General features: G+C 64.7%; 13 protein-coding genes. 5 read left to right on the top strand and 8 right to left on the bottom strand.

Features of this window, described 5'->3' with window-relative positions:
• Positions 1-212: 212 nt before the first annotated feature.
• The 3 genes from LVJ94_23615 (at position 213) to LVJ94_23605 (ending at position 5,894) form a co-directional block, all read left to right on the top strand.
• On the top strand, positions 213-3,209 hold the full coding sequence (locus LVJ94_23615) for a beta-propeller domain-containing protein (GenBank protein WXB10203.1): 2,997 nt from the start codon (positions 213-215) through the stop codon (positions 3,207-3,209).
• A 135-nt stretch (positions 3,210-3,344) separates the two neighbouring features.
• Positions 3,345-4,802 (top strand): serine/threonine protein kinase, encoded by a 1,458-nt coding sequence (locus tag LVJ94_23610; GenBank protein WXB10202.1) that lies wholly within the window; start codon positions 3,345-3,347, stop codon positions 4,800-4,802.
• 60 nt (positions 4,803-4,862) lie between these two features.
• Entirely contained in the window at positions 4,863-5,894 is a 1,032-nt protein-coding gene (locus tag LVJ94_23605) for a ketoacyl-ACP synthase III (protein WXB10201.1), read from the top strand.
• On the opposite strand, the gene LVJ94_23600 is transcribed toward LVJ94_23605, so the two are convergent.
• Together LVJ94_23600 and LVJ94_23595 are read right to left on the bottom strand one after the other, a co-directional pair.
• On the bottom strand, positions 5,863-6,936 hold the full coding sequence (locus LVJ94_23600) for an AI-2E family transporter (GenBank protein ID WXB10200.1): 1,074 nt from the start codon (positions 6,934-6,936) through the stop codon (positions 5,863-5,865). The two genes, LVJ94_23605 and LVJ94_23600, sit on opposite strands and share 32 nt — an antisense overlap.
• Before the next feature lie 33 nt (positions 6,937-6,969).
• On the bottom strand, positions 6,970-7,611 hold the full coding sequence (locus tag LVJ94_23595) for a hypothetical protein (protein ID WXB10199.1): 642 nt from the start codon (positions 7,609-7,611) through the stop codon (positions 6,970-6,972).
• A gap of 78 nt (positions 7,612-7,689) precedes the next feature.
• On the opposite strand from LVJ94_23595, the gene LVJ94_23590 reads away from it, so the two are divergent.
• Together LVJ94_23590 and LVJ94_23585 are read left to right on the top strand one after the other, a co-directional pair.
• Entirely contained in the window at positions 7,690-8,088 is a 399-nt protein-coding gene (locus LVJ94_23590; GenBank protein ID WXB10198.1) for a nuclear transport factor 2 family protein, read from the top strand.
• A complete protein-coding gene (locus tag LVJ94_23585) occupies positions 8,085-8,357 on the top strand; it encodes a hypothetical protein (protein ID WXB10197.1) in 273 nt (90 codons plus the stop codon). The genes LVJ94_23590 and LVJ94_23585 overlap by 4 nt, the downstream gene beginning before the upstream one ends.
• Here the strand turns inward: LVJ94_23585 and LVJ94_23580 are convergent.
• From LVJ94_23580 to LVJ94_23555, 6 genes are read right to left on the bottom strand one after another with little or no spacing between them, the layout of a single operon-like run.
• Positions 8,338-9,108: an alpha/beta hydrolase gene (locus tag LVJ94_23580; protein WXB10196.1), complete on the bottom strand. Its 771-nt coding sequence runs from the start codon at positions 9,106-9,108 to the stop codon at positions 8,338-8,340. The genes LVJ94_23585 and LVJ94_23580 overlap by 20 nt on opposite strands.
• 4 nt (positions 9,109-9,112) lie before the next feature.
• Positions 9,113-11,674: a DUF3516 domain-containing protein gene (locus LVJ94_23575; protein ID WXB10195.1), complete on the bottom strand. Its 2,562-nt coding sequence runs from the start codon at positions 11,672-11,674 to the stop codon at positions 9,113-9,115.
• Positions 11,661-12,398 carry an SGNH/GDSL hydrolase family protein gene (locus LVJ94_23570; GenBank protein ID WXB10194.1) on the bottom strand — a complete coding sequence of 246 codons (738 nt, stop codon included), beginning with the start codon at positions 12,396-12,398 and terminating at the stop codon, positions 11,661-11,663. The genes LVJ94_23575 and LVJ94_23570 overlap by 14 nt, the downstream gene beginning before the upstream one ends.
• A 33-nt stretch (positions 12,399-12,431) precedes the next feature.
• A complete protein-coding gene (gene msrB, locus LVJ94_23565; GenBank protein ID WXB10193.1) occupies positions 12,432-12,824 on the bottom strand; it encodes a peptide-methionine (R)-S-oxide reductase MsrB in 393 nt (130 codons plus the stop codon).
• Positions 12,825-12,884: 60 nt separating this feature from the next.
• Positions 12,885-13,874: a DUF2804 domain-containing protein gene (locus LVJ94_23560; protein ID WXB10192.1), complete on the bottom strand. Its 990-nt coding sequence runs from the start codon at positions 13,872-13,874 to the stop codon at positions 12,885-12,887.
• On the bottom strand, positions 13,871-15,070 hold the full coding sequence (locus LVJ94_23555) for a S8 family serine peptidase (protein ID WXB10191.1): 1,200 nt from the start codon (positions 15,068-15,070) through the stop codon (positions 13,871-13,873). The genes LVJ94_23560 and LVJ94_23555 overlap by 4 nt, the downstream gene beginning before the upstream one ends.
• Between the last annotated feature and the right edge of the window lie 83 nt (positions 15,071-15,153).

Here is a 15,153-nt window from a genome sequence, read left to right as displayed (position 1 = left end):
TCGCCGATCCGGCTCCCGCTCCCGAGGTTCCAGAGGAGCCGGGAGGGAGCAGAACGAGATGTGCCATCTGGCACAGATCGGGTTGCCGTGCCCCGCCTCCGCCAGAACCCCGGCCGGGAAAATAGGCTTCAAACCACGTTCCGATGCGTGCGGCACACACCGTGCTCTTACCGATCGGTATGCGTCCTACCCGTTCCCGCCCCTTTCTTCCTTTGGCTTCCTTGCTTGCCCTCGTCGGCGGCGCCGTCGCCGTGCCGGCGTGTTCCTCCTCGAGCCATTCGGGACCGGAGGAGGACCGGAACCCGGGGCAATCCGACTTCATCTCGGCCCCACCCGGCGCCAGCGGTACCTTTGGGTCTCCCAGCGGCAGCGTGGACGCGGGGGCACCCACGAGCGACCAGGGCGGCGGGAAAGGCGGCGAGGCGTCCAACCCGCCGCGCAAGGTGGAGGAGACGGATCTCTACCGCGTCGAGGGCGATCGCCTTTACTACCTCAATGCCTACCGCGGGCTCATGGTCTTCGACGTCAGCAACGTCGACCAGCCGCGGCTCGTCGGGCGCAGCAGCATCCACGGCAGCCCCGTCGAGATGTTCATCCGCAATGGCATCGCGACCATCGTCGTCGCCGACTGGTACGGAACCATGGAGGATGGCTCGCCGTTCCACGGATCCATCGTTCGCGGTCTCGACGCGACCAATCCGGGCGATATCAAGGTTCTCGGCGAGGCGAAGCTCGGCGGCTGGGTGCGCGATACGCGCATCGTCGGCGATGTGCTCTACGCGGTCAGCGAGGACTACGGCTGGTACTACGGTTGGGACGCCGTTGGAGCGTCGACCACCTCGAGCCACGGGCCCAAGGTCGTGGTCAGCAGCGTGAACTTTGCCGGAGGTGTCATCTCGCAAAAGGGTTCGCACACGTTCGACGGCTACAGCTCGGTCTTCAATGTCACCGACAGCAGCATCATGCTAGCGCACGACATCCCGTCCGACCCTTCGCAGCCGTGGAGCCAGCCCACGGGCCGCAGCGAGCTCGTTTACCTCGATATCTCGGATCCCCTCGGCACCATCGGCGTGCGCGGACGCATCGAGGTGAACGGCTCGGTGCAGGGATGGGGCGCCGACAACGGGCGCTGGAACATCGACTTTGCCGACAAGCGCTATGCCCACTTGCTCGGATGCGGCGGTGCGTACTGCGGAGGTCAGGACGGCCGCTACGTGCTCTCCACCGTGGACTTCCAGAATCCCGACGTGCCGGTTCGTGCGTCGGAGCTAACCATCCCTTCGACGGGATGGTCGGTGACCGCGCGCTTCGACGGCGCGCGCATGTACCTGTCGCCGGGCAGCTACTACTATTACGGAAACAACGGCACGACGCCGTTTCAGATCTACGATATCTCGAACCCCTCCGCACCCAAGTTGGCCGGGCAAACCTCGGTGCAGGGCGGGATTTGGAACTTCATTCCATCGGGCGATCGGCTTTTCGCGTTGGGCAACGAATACGGTTCCAATTCGAACAAGGTGGCACTCCAGTATTTCAATGTGAGCAATCCCGCGGCCCCGACGCTGATCGGCAAATCGACGTTTGGCGACGGCTGGGCGTGGACGCCGGCGGCGGGCACCTTCAAGGCGTTCGTCAAGGATGCCGACAAAGGCCTGGTCGTGCTGCCCTTCAGCGGGTGGAGCTCGCAGGGCTACGAATACCGCAACGGGCTTCAACTCATCGAGTTCACCGCCGACTCGATCCGGACCGCGGGTGCGGCGCGATCGCACGGATGGGTGGAGCGCGGCATCTTCGTCAAAGGTCGCCTCGTGTCGTTGAGCGATCAGTCGCTGAGCGTGGTCGACTACGCGAACAAGGCGAACCCGCAGGTCGTCAAGGAAGTGACCCTCGCGCGCAACGTCGTGGATGCGCGGCCGGATGGCAACACCGTGGCCGAAGTCTCCACGGACTGGTGGGGGTACGACGACCGCCAGTCGGAGATTCGCATGCTGCCCATGGACAACGCCGACGAGCGCTCGGACGCCTCGGGCGCCGTCACCGTGAAGATCGACGGCAACAATGCGCGCGTCTTCCGCAATGGTCCTTTGAGCTACGTGGTGACCAACGTGCGCAAGGAAATCGACTGCGGCGATGGCCGCGGCAACCCGGCGCCGACGCCCGACGGCAAGCCCAGCTCGGGAGCCTGCTACGCGTACGTGCCGCAGGTGCAGGTCGTGGAGTTCGCCCATGAAACGGCCACACTGCGCGGCAAGGTGACCTTGCCCACGGACTCGGGCAATAGCTACTACTACGGAGGCTGGGGCTGGGGGGGCTGCTACTGGTACGACTGGTTCGGCGGTTCCGACGTCGTGCAGGTCGAGGGCAATGCGCTGGCCTTCCGCCGCTTCTATCCCAAGGTGAAGTCCGACGGCACCTGGGATGCAAACCAGACGCTGTACGTGGTCGACATCACCAACCCGGATGCGCCGAACCTGACGTCGACGGACATCACGTCGGACCGACGTTCCTGGTGGGGGAACATGCGGGCCGTCGGCGACAAGCTCTATACGAGCCACTACGAGTGGATCTCCTGGCCGGTCTACGATCCGCAAACGGGTCGCAGCAGCAACGGCACGGTGCGATACTACCTCGATCAGATCGATCTGAGCGACCGTGCGCACCCGAGGGTGGGCTCGCGCATCAACGTGCCCGGGTTGCTCGTGGGCGCGTCGGAGACCGATCCGTCGCTCCTCTACTTCACCGACTACCGGTGGTGGAACGGGACGACCCGCGACGATCTCTCCGTGGCCCGCATCGTCGGCCGCAAGGCATATCTGCAGAGCAGCACGGTGCTCGATGGTTATGTAGGCAACGTTTTCGTGCGCGGCAGCAAGGCCTACGCCTCCGTGCAGCGCTACGACTACCAGACAGGCTCGGATTCACAGGTCACCTTGCACGAATTCGACTTGACCGATCCGCGCCGCCCGATCGATCGCCGGGCTCCCGCGCAGCGCGGGTGGGGCTGGCTTCTTGGCGTCGAAGGCGACCGCGCCATCGTCACCTCGGGGTGGGGGAGTGGTATCGACATTTACCGGTTGCAGCCCAATGCCGCCCCCACCTACGACCGCTTCGTGCGGGCCCAGGGGTGGCCGGGGAGCATCTCGCGGCAAAACGACACGCTTTTCCTGGCGAGCGGATACTGGGGGATCCAGTCCATCCAGCTGCACTGAGCAACCCGAGCCCCAGGTCAATCCCTGCCCCTGCCCGCGTCCGTGACCCCGAAAAGCGGGCAGCCACGGGAAGATCGGGCAAGGGCATGGGCACGGGCACGTCGACGCGGTAATCTTCCCAGCCTGGGCTAGCAGGTGGCAGAAGAAAACCGTGGATATGGCCGGGCGGGACGCATCGGCAAAATCATCAAGGGGAAGTGGCGCGTCGACGCACGCCTTGGTGAGGGGGCAACGGCCACGGTGTATGCGGCGACCCATCGCAACGGCCATCGCGTCGCCCTGAAGGTGCTTCACCCGCAATTCCTCCGCGATGCCCAGATTCGCACGCGGTTCATGCGGGAGGCTTACGTCGGCAATGCCATTTCGCACCCGGGTGTGGTGCGCGTGGTCGACGACGACGTGACCGAGGATGGCGCTGTCTTTCTCGTCATGGAGCTCCTCGAGGGCGAGTCGTTCGAGCGGCGCGCAGAGCGCCTCGGCGGAAGGCTTGCGGTGGCCGAGGTGGTGTGGATGCTCGACACCTTGCTCGACGTGCTGAGCGCTGCCCACAACCGCAACATCGTTCACCGCGACATCAAGCCGGACAACCTTTTTCTCACGCGCGATGGCCGCATCAAGGTGCTCGACTTCGGCTTTGCGCGCATGAAGGAAGAAGTCGAGCGCGGGGCGGCTAGCGAAGGCGCCACCTCGTTGACCAAGACGGGCTTCATCCTGGGCACGCCCGACTTCATGTCGCCCGAGCAAGCCGGGGGCCGCAACAAATCCGTCGACGGCCGTTCGGATCTCTGGTCCGCGGCGGCGACAGCGTTCTGCCTCATCACCGGGCAGCGTGTGCATCCGGGGGCGGTCACCTTGCACCAGCACCTTTTACTCACCGCCACGGCCCGCGCACGGTCGCTCGGGTCGATTGCGCCCGATCTGCCGAGCGGCCTAATCGCGGTGATCGATCGCGCGCTCATGCTCGAGCCCGACCGGCGATGGACCGATGCCACCGCGATGCGCACGGCGCTGCGTGCGGCCGTGGGCTCGTTCGATGGGCCGCCCAGTGCGTTGTCGCACGATGGAGACACCACGGCGGTTTACCGCGGCCTCCCGGCGCCCCCCATCAAGGAAGGGGCCCAGGAAGTACGGCTGGACGAGAGCGTCATCTTCGTGAGCTCGCAGGAACTACTGCCTTCGATCGCGACGGGGCACCATGCGCCGTACACGGCCCCGCCCATTGCCGATTTGCCCGTCCCATCGATGGCGCGCTCCGCGGTGCCCGTGTTCGCGGCACCCGATGTCGACGGCTTGATGCGGCCGCCGGAGATCTCGCGCTCGAGCATCACCGCGCGGCGCATCAGGCCGTCGGCCTTCGACCCGTACTTCTCCAAGTGGATCTTCTTCCTGGTGATCGTCACGATCTCGGCGGTCGTCTTCATCATCGGGCTGCGACGGAAGAAGCATCTCGACCGTCATCCCATTTCCTTTTCGGCGCAGACAGGGACGGTCCCCCAAGCGGGACCTGGGGCGGTTCCGTCCGTGTTGCCGCAAGGCGCCACACCGGCCGCAACGCTGGCTCCGAGGCCTGCGAGCACTACACCGCGCAAGTAAGGCGTGCACGACTCGTAATATTCTTTCCGGAGCTGGGTGGGCTAAAGTACGCTGTTTTTCATGCCCAATGCATTCATCTCCGGTACCGGCTTCTACGTCCCGCCGCGGGTCGTGACCAACGACGACCTCAAAACGCAATACGGGATTGACACGAGCCATGAATGGATCGTGCAGAGGACCGGCATCCAGGAGCGGCGCTTCGCCGAGGACGGCGTGGGCACCGCCGATCTCGCGCTTCCCGCATCTCGTGCCGCCATCCAGGCCGCCGGTCTCGAGCCGCACGATCTCGATATGATCATCCTGGCCACGCTCTCGCCCGACGCGTGCTTTCCCGGTAGCGGCATCTACCTGCAGCGAAAGCTCGGCCTGTGCGAAGGGCCGAAGGCGCGGTTCGTTCCCGCGCTCGACGTGCGCAACCAGTGCAGCGGCTTTTTGTATTCGCTCGGCACGGCCACCGCGATGGTCAAGTCCGGGGCGTGCAAGCACGTGCTCGTCGTCGGCGCCGAGACGCATTCCGCCGCGCTCGATCTCTCCACGCGCGGCCGCGCCGTGGCGTCACTCTTCGGCGACGGCGCCGGTGCCGTGATCGTGAGCGCCACGGAAGAAGACCGCGGCGTGCGCAGCTGGCATCTCGGCGCCGATGGGCGCTACGCGGACGTGCTCGCGCAGAAGGTTTGGGACATCTCCAAGCGCCCCTTCATTCCGGTGGACGACAAGGGCGTGGGCCAAGTGCAGCCCGAGATGATGTGGGCCCAGATGGACGGCAAAGTCGTCTTCAAGAACGCCGTCGAGCGCATGATTGGCGCCATGATGGAGCTTTGCATGGCCAACAACGTGACGGGCAACGACATCGACCTGTTCGTGTTCCACCAGGCCAACCTGCGCATCAACGAGTACATCGCCGATCACGTGGGCATCCCCAAGGAGAAGCTGGTGAGCAACATCCAGCGCTATGGAAACACCACGGCGGCGACCATCCCCATCTTGCTCGCCGAGGCCGAGCAGAGTGGCCGCTTGAAGCGCGGGATGAAGGTCGCGATGGTGGCGTTCGGATCGGGATTTACCTGGGGATCCGCGCTCGTCGACTGGTGAGTGCGGGATCGAGGCTGCCGCGGCTCACCGCGGCCAGCTCGTCCTCGTCCTCGTCGCGGAACTCGGCTCGGATCTTCCCCGCGACGAACAGCGCGGGGAAGGAGAGGAATAGCCCGGCGAAGCCGAACAGGTGCTCGAAGATGACCAGGCTCACCACGAGCACGAAGCCGGGCAGCGGCACGTGGCGCGCCGTGAGGTGCGGATTGAGGTAATACGACTCGATCTTGTGGAGCAAAAAGGTGAGCGACACCATGAGCCCCACACCGAGCCAGTGCTTCGTCTGGTACGCGAAGAAGATGAGCACCGCGCCCGATGCCAAGTTGCCGATGACCGGCACCAGGCCGCTCACGAAGATGAGCACCATGAGCATGGCCACGTGCGGAATGCCCAGCAAGAGCAGCAGGGGCAAGGTGAGGAGCGTGTTGCACGCCGCCACCACGAGTTGAAGCTGGATGGTCAGGCTTACCGCGTCGGCCGCGTGCGCGCACCAGCGCAGCAGGGTGCCGAGAAAGCTCTTGGGATCGACCGATCCGCGGAATTCCGTGAGCCGTTCGCGCTCGAGGTGGAACACGATGGCGAAGATGAAGCCGATGATCGTGTACGCCACGATGTGTCCGACCTGCGAGACGTAGTGCAGGGCGCTGCCCGCGTAGTGCTTTCCCTGCTCCACCAAGGCGTCGGTGTCGGTGACCTGCTCGTGCAGCCGTTTGACCAGCGGGTGCTCACGGATCTCGCCGATGCGCTCGGGCAGATCGTGCGCCTCGCGCACCGCCCGCACGATGCGCCCCGCGCCCACGGCCAGGCCGGTGCCCACCAGCGCGAGCACCACGGCCACCACGCCGAGGACCGCGCCCTTGCGCGGCATGCGCGTTCTCTCGACGAGGAAATCGGCCGCCCCACCGAGCCCGCGCTCGAAGGCCACGAAGAAGACGAGAAGCGGCAACAGCTGCCGAAACGTCGCGAGCAGGAGCAAGAAGGCCAACAGCGTCAGCGCCCGCCGGGGTGTTCGCTCCGCAAGGAAAGCTCCGACGCGATCGTGCATGGTCGCGAAGATTAGAACACGATGCGCGGCGCCTTACTTCGATTCTGCGAGTGCGGCCTCCGCTTCGGCGAGTGCGGAACGAACCAGCGCATGGGCGGCCCACTTCATCACCGCCGTGGCTTCCTCGCGGTCGAGCCCGCAGGCGTCGCGTGTGACGATCATGGCCTCTAGGCCGTAGACGAGCATCAACGCGTGGGTCAGCCTTTCCAGAAGGGCCGCGGGAAGGCGCTCCTTCAACGGCTCCAGAGACCACCGCGTGACCTTCGCGCGCGTCTCCCCGCGCACCGGGGCGCGTTGTTCCTCCGGCACGTTGACTTGCATCAGCCAGCGCTCCAACGTGGCGTGAAGCACGGCGCGCCATAGCGGCTCGTCGTCGAACTGGAAGCGCGAGATCTTCTCGATGGCGTAGGTTAGCCGCTCGAAAGGGTCGTCCGAGGCGAGGTCGGTGAGCTCGTCCACCCTCGGAACTTGGAGGGCGCGCGGCCCGACCTCGACCCAGAGCGATTGCGGATTGGGAAAGTAGCGGTAGGCCGTGGCCGTCGAGACCAGGGCCGCCGCGGCGACCTCTGTGATGACCAGTGGTCGCCCACTTTGAGCGATCGGAATGGCGGCGTCGATCAACGCCTGCCGGGTTCGATGCTTCTGATTTTCGCGGCCTTTTCGAGGGTCGTCCATAAGAAGTTGTTCTTGACGTGAGAATCGATTCTCATCATCATACACGAGTCTCGTCGGAGGAGGCACCTTATGGGGCACATGAGTCGAGAAGACATGGACGCGGTGCTGGCCGCTCACATCACGGCTGAGGCTGCTCACGATATGGAGGGCATCCTGGCGACCCTCTGCGATGACGCCGTTCACCAGCTAACTGGCGTTCCCGGTGGCCTCATTCAAGGCCGCGAGGCCATCCGCGAGCGCTATGCGGGCGCCTTCGCCGAGTTCGAAGGAGGCGATCTGCAGCCCGTTCATCGCACGCACGGGGACGACTACCTGATCGACGAAGGCCTCTGGCATGCGCGCCACGTGGCGAGCGGCCGGGCCGTCGTCATTCGCCTCCTGCATGTCTGCGAGTTTCGCGATCGTCGCATCAGCAAGGAGATCGTGTGGATGGACACGGCCGCCTTGGCCGCGCAACTCGGCGCCCCCGCGCCATGAAGAGGGCTCACGGTGCAGCGTCGACTCTGTCGTCGGCGCCGTGGGCCGCGTCGTTCTTGCTGGCCTTCGTCGGCGGTGTCTTGGGCGGCGCCCTCGGCGGTGGAACGCTCGTGGTCGACCAGCGGATCGCCTCGTCCGGCGCGCCGTCCTGGATCACCTGTCTGGCCCTGGTCAGCGTCACGTCGTGCGCCGTCGCCGCGTTCGCGGGGGCGCTCTGGTTCGTTCACTCGGTGATGCGCCGGGCCGTCGTCACGACTTCCGATACATGAAGCGCAACGCCGCGGGAAAGCGGCGACGCCAGTGGCGCTCGCCGTGGGCGCCGCGTGGATCGAGCACGAGTTTCAGCGTGTCGGGGCCGTAGCCGCGCATGCTCAGAAGCTCCCCCATGCGGGCCACGAGCTGCGCCATGTTGCCGCCGCCTTCGCGCAGACCGCCGTCGAGGTAGATGCGCGAGAAGTGGGGCGTGGGCTGCTTCCCGATGAAGGCGAAGAGCGCGCGCTGCCCGAACCAGAACGAGGGCGACATGGAGATGACGCCGCCGAAGAGATCCGGCCGGCGAAAGTGCGCATACATCGCCGCGAGGCCGCCCATGGACGAGCCCCCGATGCAGACGCCCACGGGGCCTTCCACGATGGGGAAGCGCGCGCGAACGTCGGGCAAGAGCGTTGCGCCGATCCACTCGAGGAGCACGTCGGCCTTGCCTCCGCGCGCGGAGCCGCCTCCGGGCAGCCCTTTGGGGGCGGGCGCCTCGAAGGGCCCGAGCTCGTCGATGCGTTGCTCGCCGCCATGGTCGATGGCCACGACGACGGGTACGTGGTGCCGCTCGGGCGACAGCTTGTCGACGGAAGCGTGCACGTGCCACCCGCCGGAGAACGACGGCTCGTCGTCGAAGACGTTCTGCCCATCGAACAAGAGGAGCAGCGGCCTCGGTCCGCGGAGTTTGCGGGAGGGGGAGTGCATCCGAACGAGCCGCTCCCCACCTAGCCCCGGGACCGTGTACCGACCGAAGATCTCCGGCATGGCGCTACGTTCCCAGATGCTCGAGCGTCAGCACCACGCGTCCCTCCTGGCGCGCGCGCTCCAAGTCGACGGTGCACACCACGATCCAGTCGTTGTTCCCCTCGGGGTCGAGCAGCGTCTGCTCGATGCGCCAACGCGTTTCGCTTCGGTCGATTTTGTAAAGCGCCGGCCGCCGCGCCTCGGGGTCCACGCGAAGGATCGCGTGCTCTTCGAAGTACGGCGCCAGCTTCTCTTTGAGCTCCAACACCGAAACGGGGGCCACGATCTCCGCCGCGGTCTCGTAATCCCTTTTGGCGAGCGCCCGCAGAAAACGGTACATCTCGTTTCGCAAAAGGACGGTGAACGCACGCTCGTCGCGCGTGATGTCCTTGGGGCCCTCCGGCTCCTGAACCTCGTCCCGAGTCCGTGCGGCCGCCGCCTCGACCCGCGACGGATCCCGCATCTTCTCCCACTCATCGAGCAAGCTCGAGTCGACCTGCCGCACGATGGCGCCGAAGTACACGGCGATGTCGTCCAGCTCGTCGGTTTTGGCATAACGAGGTACGGTTTCGACCAATACCTTGTACACGTCGGACAGATACCGAAGGAGCAATCCCTCCGAGCGCTCCAATCCGTATTCGTTCACGTATTCGCGAAAAGACATGTACGTCTCGTACATGTCGCGCGCCACCGACTTGGGCCGAATGTTGTCCTGCCCCACCCAAGGGTGCTTCGCCGCAAAGGCATTGAACGTATTGTAAATGAAATCGCGATTCGGCTTGGGGTAGTCGAGCTTGGCCAGCTCCTCCATCCGGTCGTCGTATTCCATGCCGGCGGCCTTCATTTCGGCCATCTTTTTCGTCTTGATGGCATCGAGCTGCCGCATCAAAACGACCTCGGGATTCTCGAGGATGGACTCCACCAAGGTCAAAACGTCCAGCGCGTACGTTTCCGCATCCGCTTCCGGATCGATTCGGTCCAGCGTGTCCAAGAGGTATAGCGAGAGGGCGTGGTGCAGGGAGAAGTCTTCCTGCAAATCGGCATTCACCACCACGGTGCGCCCTTGCACTTCGATGACGCCGGCGTCGACCAGCGAGCGAAAAAGCATGGCCGTCGTTTTTCCGTGAATGCGCTTTTGCGCGCGCCGTTCGTGCGACTGCCAAATGAGGCGCGCCATGGCGCGGCAGCCGCCGTGCTCGCGTTCGAGCACCTGCATGAGCATCCCGTGCGACACCGAAAAGCGGGAAACGAGCGGCTCGGGCGGTGACTCGATGAGCTTCGTGAACGTGTTCTTGTCCCAGTGCACGTAGCCCTTTTCCGGCGGCTTCTTTTTGACGATTTTGCGGCGCTTGGCCGGGTCGTTGCCCGCCTTGGCCTCCAGCCGAATGTTCTCCACGACGTGTTCCGGGGCTTGCACGACCACGCTTCCGCGATCGTCGAATCCTTTTCGGCCTGCGCGCCCGCTGATCTGCTGAAAGTCGCGGACGCTCAAGATGCCGGTCTTCTCACCATCGAACTTGCACAACTTGGTGAACACCACGGTGCGAATGGGAATGTTCACCCCGACGCCCAACGTGTCCGTTCCGCAGATCACCTTGAGATGGCCTTTTTGGGCCAACGTTTCCACCAGGAGACGGTATTTGGGCAATAGCCCTGCGTGGTGCACGCCAATGCCGTGGCGGAGGTATTTCTGAATGTCCTTTCCGTACGGCGAATCGAAGCGGGCGCCCGCCATGGCGGCGGCGATTGCCTTCTTTTCGTCCTTCGTGCAAAGGTCGACGCTCATGAGGTTCTGCGCTTCTTCGGCGCAGGCCCGCTGGGTGAAGTGCACCAGGTAGAGCGGTATTTTGCCGGCCTTGGCCATGTCGGCCACGGTCTCGTGCAGCGGTGTCTCGCGGTATTCGAAGTCGAGTGGCACGGGGCGATCGGTGCCGCGCACCACCGCGGTTTCGATGCCGGTGAGATCGTTCAAATAGCGCTCGAACGGCGCGGTGTCGCCGAAGGTGGCCGACATGAGGAGAAACGTTGCCTGCGGCAGCGTGAGCAGCGGGATCTGCCAAGAGACTCCGCGGTCCTTGTCGGAGTAATAATGAAACTCGTCCATGATGACGTAATCGACGTCGGCCTGTCCGCCGTCGCGAAGCGCCAAGTTGGCCAGAATTTCCTGGGTGCAGCAGATGATGGGCGCATCGCGGTTGACCGCAGCATCGCCGGTCATCATCCCCACGCGATCGGGGCCGAATTCGCGGCACAGGGCGAAGAACTTCTCGCTGACCAAGGCCTTGATGGGGCAGGTGTAAAACGAGCGCCGGCCCTCGGCGGTGGCCAGAAAGTGCATCGCGGTGGCGACCAGCGATTTTCCGGAGCCGGTGGGCGTATTCAGAATGACATTCTTGCCGGAGAAGATCTCCAGCAGCGCCTCTTCTTGCGCTGGATAGAGCGAAAGCCCAATCTCCGTGGTGTAGTCGATGAAGGCGTCGAGGAGCTGTTGCCGGTCGATGATGTCGTCCGGGTGCGGCAGGCGGCGGCCTAGGCGCGTGTCCGCCTGCGGGTCGAGGCGCTCGTCGGAGATGTCATCGCTTTGCATGGGTTGCCTTGGTGTCGACGTACGGGCCCTTTTCGTTGGTGTCCACGTGGTGGGAGGCCTCGTCGTCGAAGATGAAGTGCCATACCGCGTCGGCCCAGACTTCTCCACCGCGATCGGTGGGGTGAATGTGGTCCGTCTGCCGTTCCAGCACCAGGCGGCTCGTGTCGAAGAATTTGCAGGGCTCGATGTTTTCCGCGATCACGCGCCGAATGCCTTTGTCTCGCTGGACGGCTTTGATGGGCAGGGGAGGGCCTAGCCAATAGCACGCGGCGGGCTGCATTTTCTTGACGATCGAGCGGATGTTGCCCGCGAGCACCTCCGGATTGGGATTGAGCACGTTGTTGCTTCCCAAGTTCAGGATGATGATGTCGGGCTTGGCTTTTTGAATGAGCTTGCCCAGGCGCTCGTCCTCGTCGAACGATTTGACCTGCGCGCTCGTCAACGAGTTGGAAAAGAACTTGGCGGAGCTTTCCTTTTTGAAGCGCTGCTCCAGCGCCAAGGTGAGGCCACGGCGAAAGCCGACCATGGAGTCACCCAGGTGCAAGACGGCGTGGACGTCTTTGGGGGTAAGGCGGGGGGATGGCGGCTCGGGCGCCGGGGCCTCCGGGGCAGGCTCCACGGGCATGGGCACGGGCACGTTGACGGGTGCCGGGGCCGGAGGAGGGGGCTCCTCCTTCCGGCACCCGAGGAGGGCCAGGGAAATGAGAACGAACCGCAGCTTCAAGCCGCCAAAATACGTCGTGAAGCGCGCGGGGGCCTACTTTTTCTCGAGCTTCAGCGAGGCGGAATTGATGCAGTAGCGCAGGCCCGTGGGGCCCGGACCGTCGGGGAAGACGTGACCCAGGTGGGCGCCGCAGGCGTGGCACGTGACCTCGGTGCGGGTCATGAAGTGCGACGTGTCCTTGTGCTCCTCGACGTTGCCCTCCTCGACGGGCGACGTGAAGCTCGGCCAACCCGAGCCGGAGTCGTACTTCGTGTCCGAGGAAAAGAGCGCCTCACCGCAGCAGACGCAGCGGTAGGTGCCCGGATCGTGGCAGTCGTAGTACTCGCCCGTGAAGGCGCGTTCGGTGCCCTTCTGCCGGGCGATGGCGAACTGTTCCGGCGTGAGCTGCTTGGACCACTCGGCTTCGGTCTTTTCGATTTTTGCCATGGTTAGCCCTGCGTTGAAAGTCGGCCGCCAAAATCGGCGGACCTCCGGCAACTGAGCAACCTACCACACGACGTCCTGATCCTCGGTGACGCCGGCGAGGTGCTCGACGTGGTAGCTACGCCCGTGAGCCTCGATGGTTCCGGAGAAGTGCCCGACGGGCTGAGCGAAATGGCTGCGCACGATGCCCAAGTTGCGATCCTCGCGGTGCGCACCGATGGGCTCGAAGGTGAGGTCCAGCGCGGCGTCGTTCGTCGGCTCGGTGGTGCAACGCCAGGGCGCGAGCACGTCGTTTCGATTCCACGAGAAGCGCGCGCGGCCCAGCGGCAGCAGCTCATCGCCGAGAAAGAGCGCGTTTTCGCAGACGCCGTTCGCGTCGTTGAAGCCCTCCACCAGGTTGAACCCGATGCGAGCGCCCGAATCCAACTTGCCGCACGCAAAGCCCCAACGCCACGCCGTGTGCCGGGCCAAGTGCCCGTTGGTGTAGTCGAAGCCGCCCACGCCCTCGCGCAGATCGAAGGAGCGCCCGGCCACCTCGATCATCCCGCTGGCCGCGAGTGCCGCGCTCTTTTGCGTCACGTTGGTGCCGCCCTTGGGCATGGGCGCAATCACCGTCAGTGCGGGCGGGCTCTGCGCCGTGGCGAGCTCGCCGAGCCAGAGAAGCCCCGCGGTCTGCACGCGTTGCCGGTACGTGCCATCGGCGCTGGAAAACCCGGCGCGAAGATCCACGCCCGGAAGCCGAAATCGCGCATCGCCCGCGCGAGGCCCCACGTGCACGAAGGGCCGCGGCAGGCCGGTGAATCCTTTGTCGTAAAGGATCGACTTCGCCGCCCGATCGGCCACGAGCGCGAACGCGTTCGACGCGTACCCGAGGTCGACGATGGCGTGCAGCGCGATGATCTCCGGCGTGGCGACGAAGGTGTAGACCCACCGCTTGTGACGGAAAAACGAGCCGCGCGGCAGTGCGACCTGACGCAGCTCGCCGCGGTAGGTGCCGAAGCGAACGGCGCCCGATCCATCGACGACGCCCGCGGGAACGTGGTCCAAGGTCATTTCGCGCGCAGAGCCTGATCGACGGCGGCGCGCGGGTCGACGACGCCCCACCCCTGGCGATCCACCTCGAGGTTTGGAAGACGCTTCGCGGTGCGAAGCAGAATGCGTTTCACCTCGAGCGGCTTCAGGCGCGGATTGGCCTCGAGCATCTGCGCAATCACGCTGGTGACGATGGGCGCGGCAAAGCTCGTTCCGTCGGCCATCTTGTAGTGCTCGTTGATCACCAACTCGTCGCGCAAACCTGCGTCGACGATCTGTCGGATCAAATACGCCGGGCTGTCCTTCACCTCGTCGAGGGAGGGCAGCACGCCGGGATATCGCTCGATGGTTTCCTTCAACTTCGGGTCGGCCGTCTTGTGCAATTTGGCCAGCAACGCAATCTGCGTGGCGGTCATCGTTCCCGGAAGAATCGGAGCGGGAATCCAATCGGCGACGGTGACCACCTCGGGCTTTTGCAAGCCATCGATGGTCGGCCCGTACGAGGAGCGATATCCGGTTACCTGTCCCAAGTTGGGATTGCCGCGATCGTCGATCCCACCCACCGAGATGACCGCTGGAACACTCGCCGGAGGAACCACGTAACCCGGGCGGTGTCCTTGATTTCCCACGGCCGCGACCACCACGATGCCCGCGCGGATGGCGGCTTCGGCGAATCGCGACATCACGTCGTCCAAGTGAGACGCTTCGTAGTCACCACCAGCGGAAATATTGAGAATACGAATGTCGTAACGCGCCCGGTTGATGAGCGCCCACTCGATGCCCCGCGCGATGTCGTCATGGTGGACGCGCGACAGGGTTCCAATCTTCACCAGCACGAGTCCGAGATCCGGTGCAACGGAACGGAATCTTCCATTGGAGAGGCTGCCGTTTCCGGCGGCCACCACGGTGGACATCATGCCGTGCCACGAGGAGGCGTCGCCCGTAGCGGACAACAGCTCGACGCCGTCTTTTTCATGAATGAGATCGTGGTAGGCGTGGATGCGCGAATGCGGCGTCACCAGATCGGGGTGCGCGTAAAATCCGCTGTCGAGAAACGCCGCGACGATCCCGCGCCCGGTAAAGCGCGTGTCAGCACCGATGCGCTCGCCAATCGGTAGTGGCGCCCTTGCGCGCGGATCGTGCGACTCGGCCTCACCACGCAATGGAGCCGCCGGAATCTGCACCGAAATCGGCGTTGCCTTTGCGGCATCTTTCACAACGCTGCCGGTGGATCCTGCATCGCCGCTCACGCCACCCGAAGATTTGTCAACAGTTGGATCGTTTTTCATACCGCAAGCGG

It is taken from the genome of Sorangiineae bacterium MSr11367 (assembly GCA_037157805.1).
GTDB classification, from domain to species: Bacteria; Myxococcota_A; Polyangia; order Polyangiales; family Polyangiaceae; genus Pendulispora; species Pendulispora rubella.
Note: the sequence above shows the minus strand (reverse complement) of the source record. Positions and strands in the feature narration are given on the sequence as shown.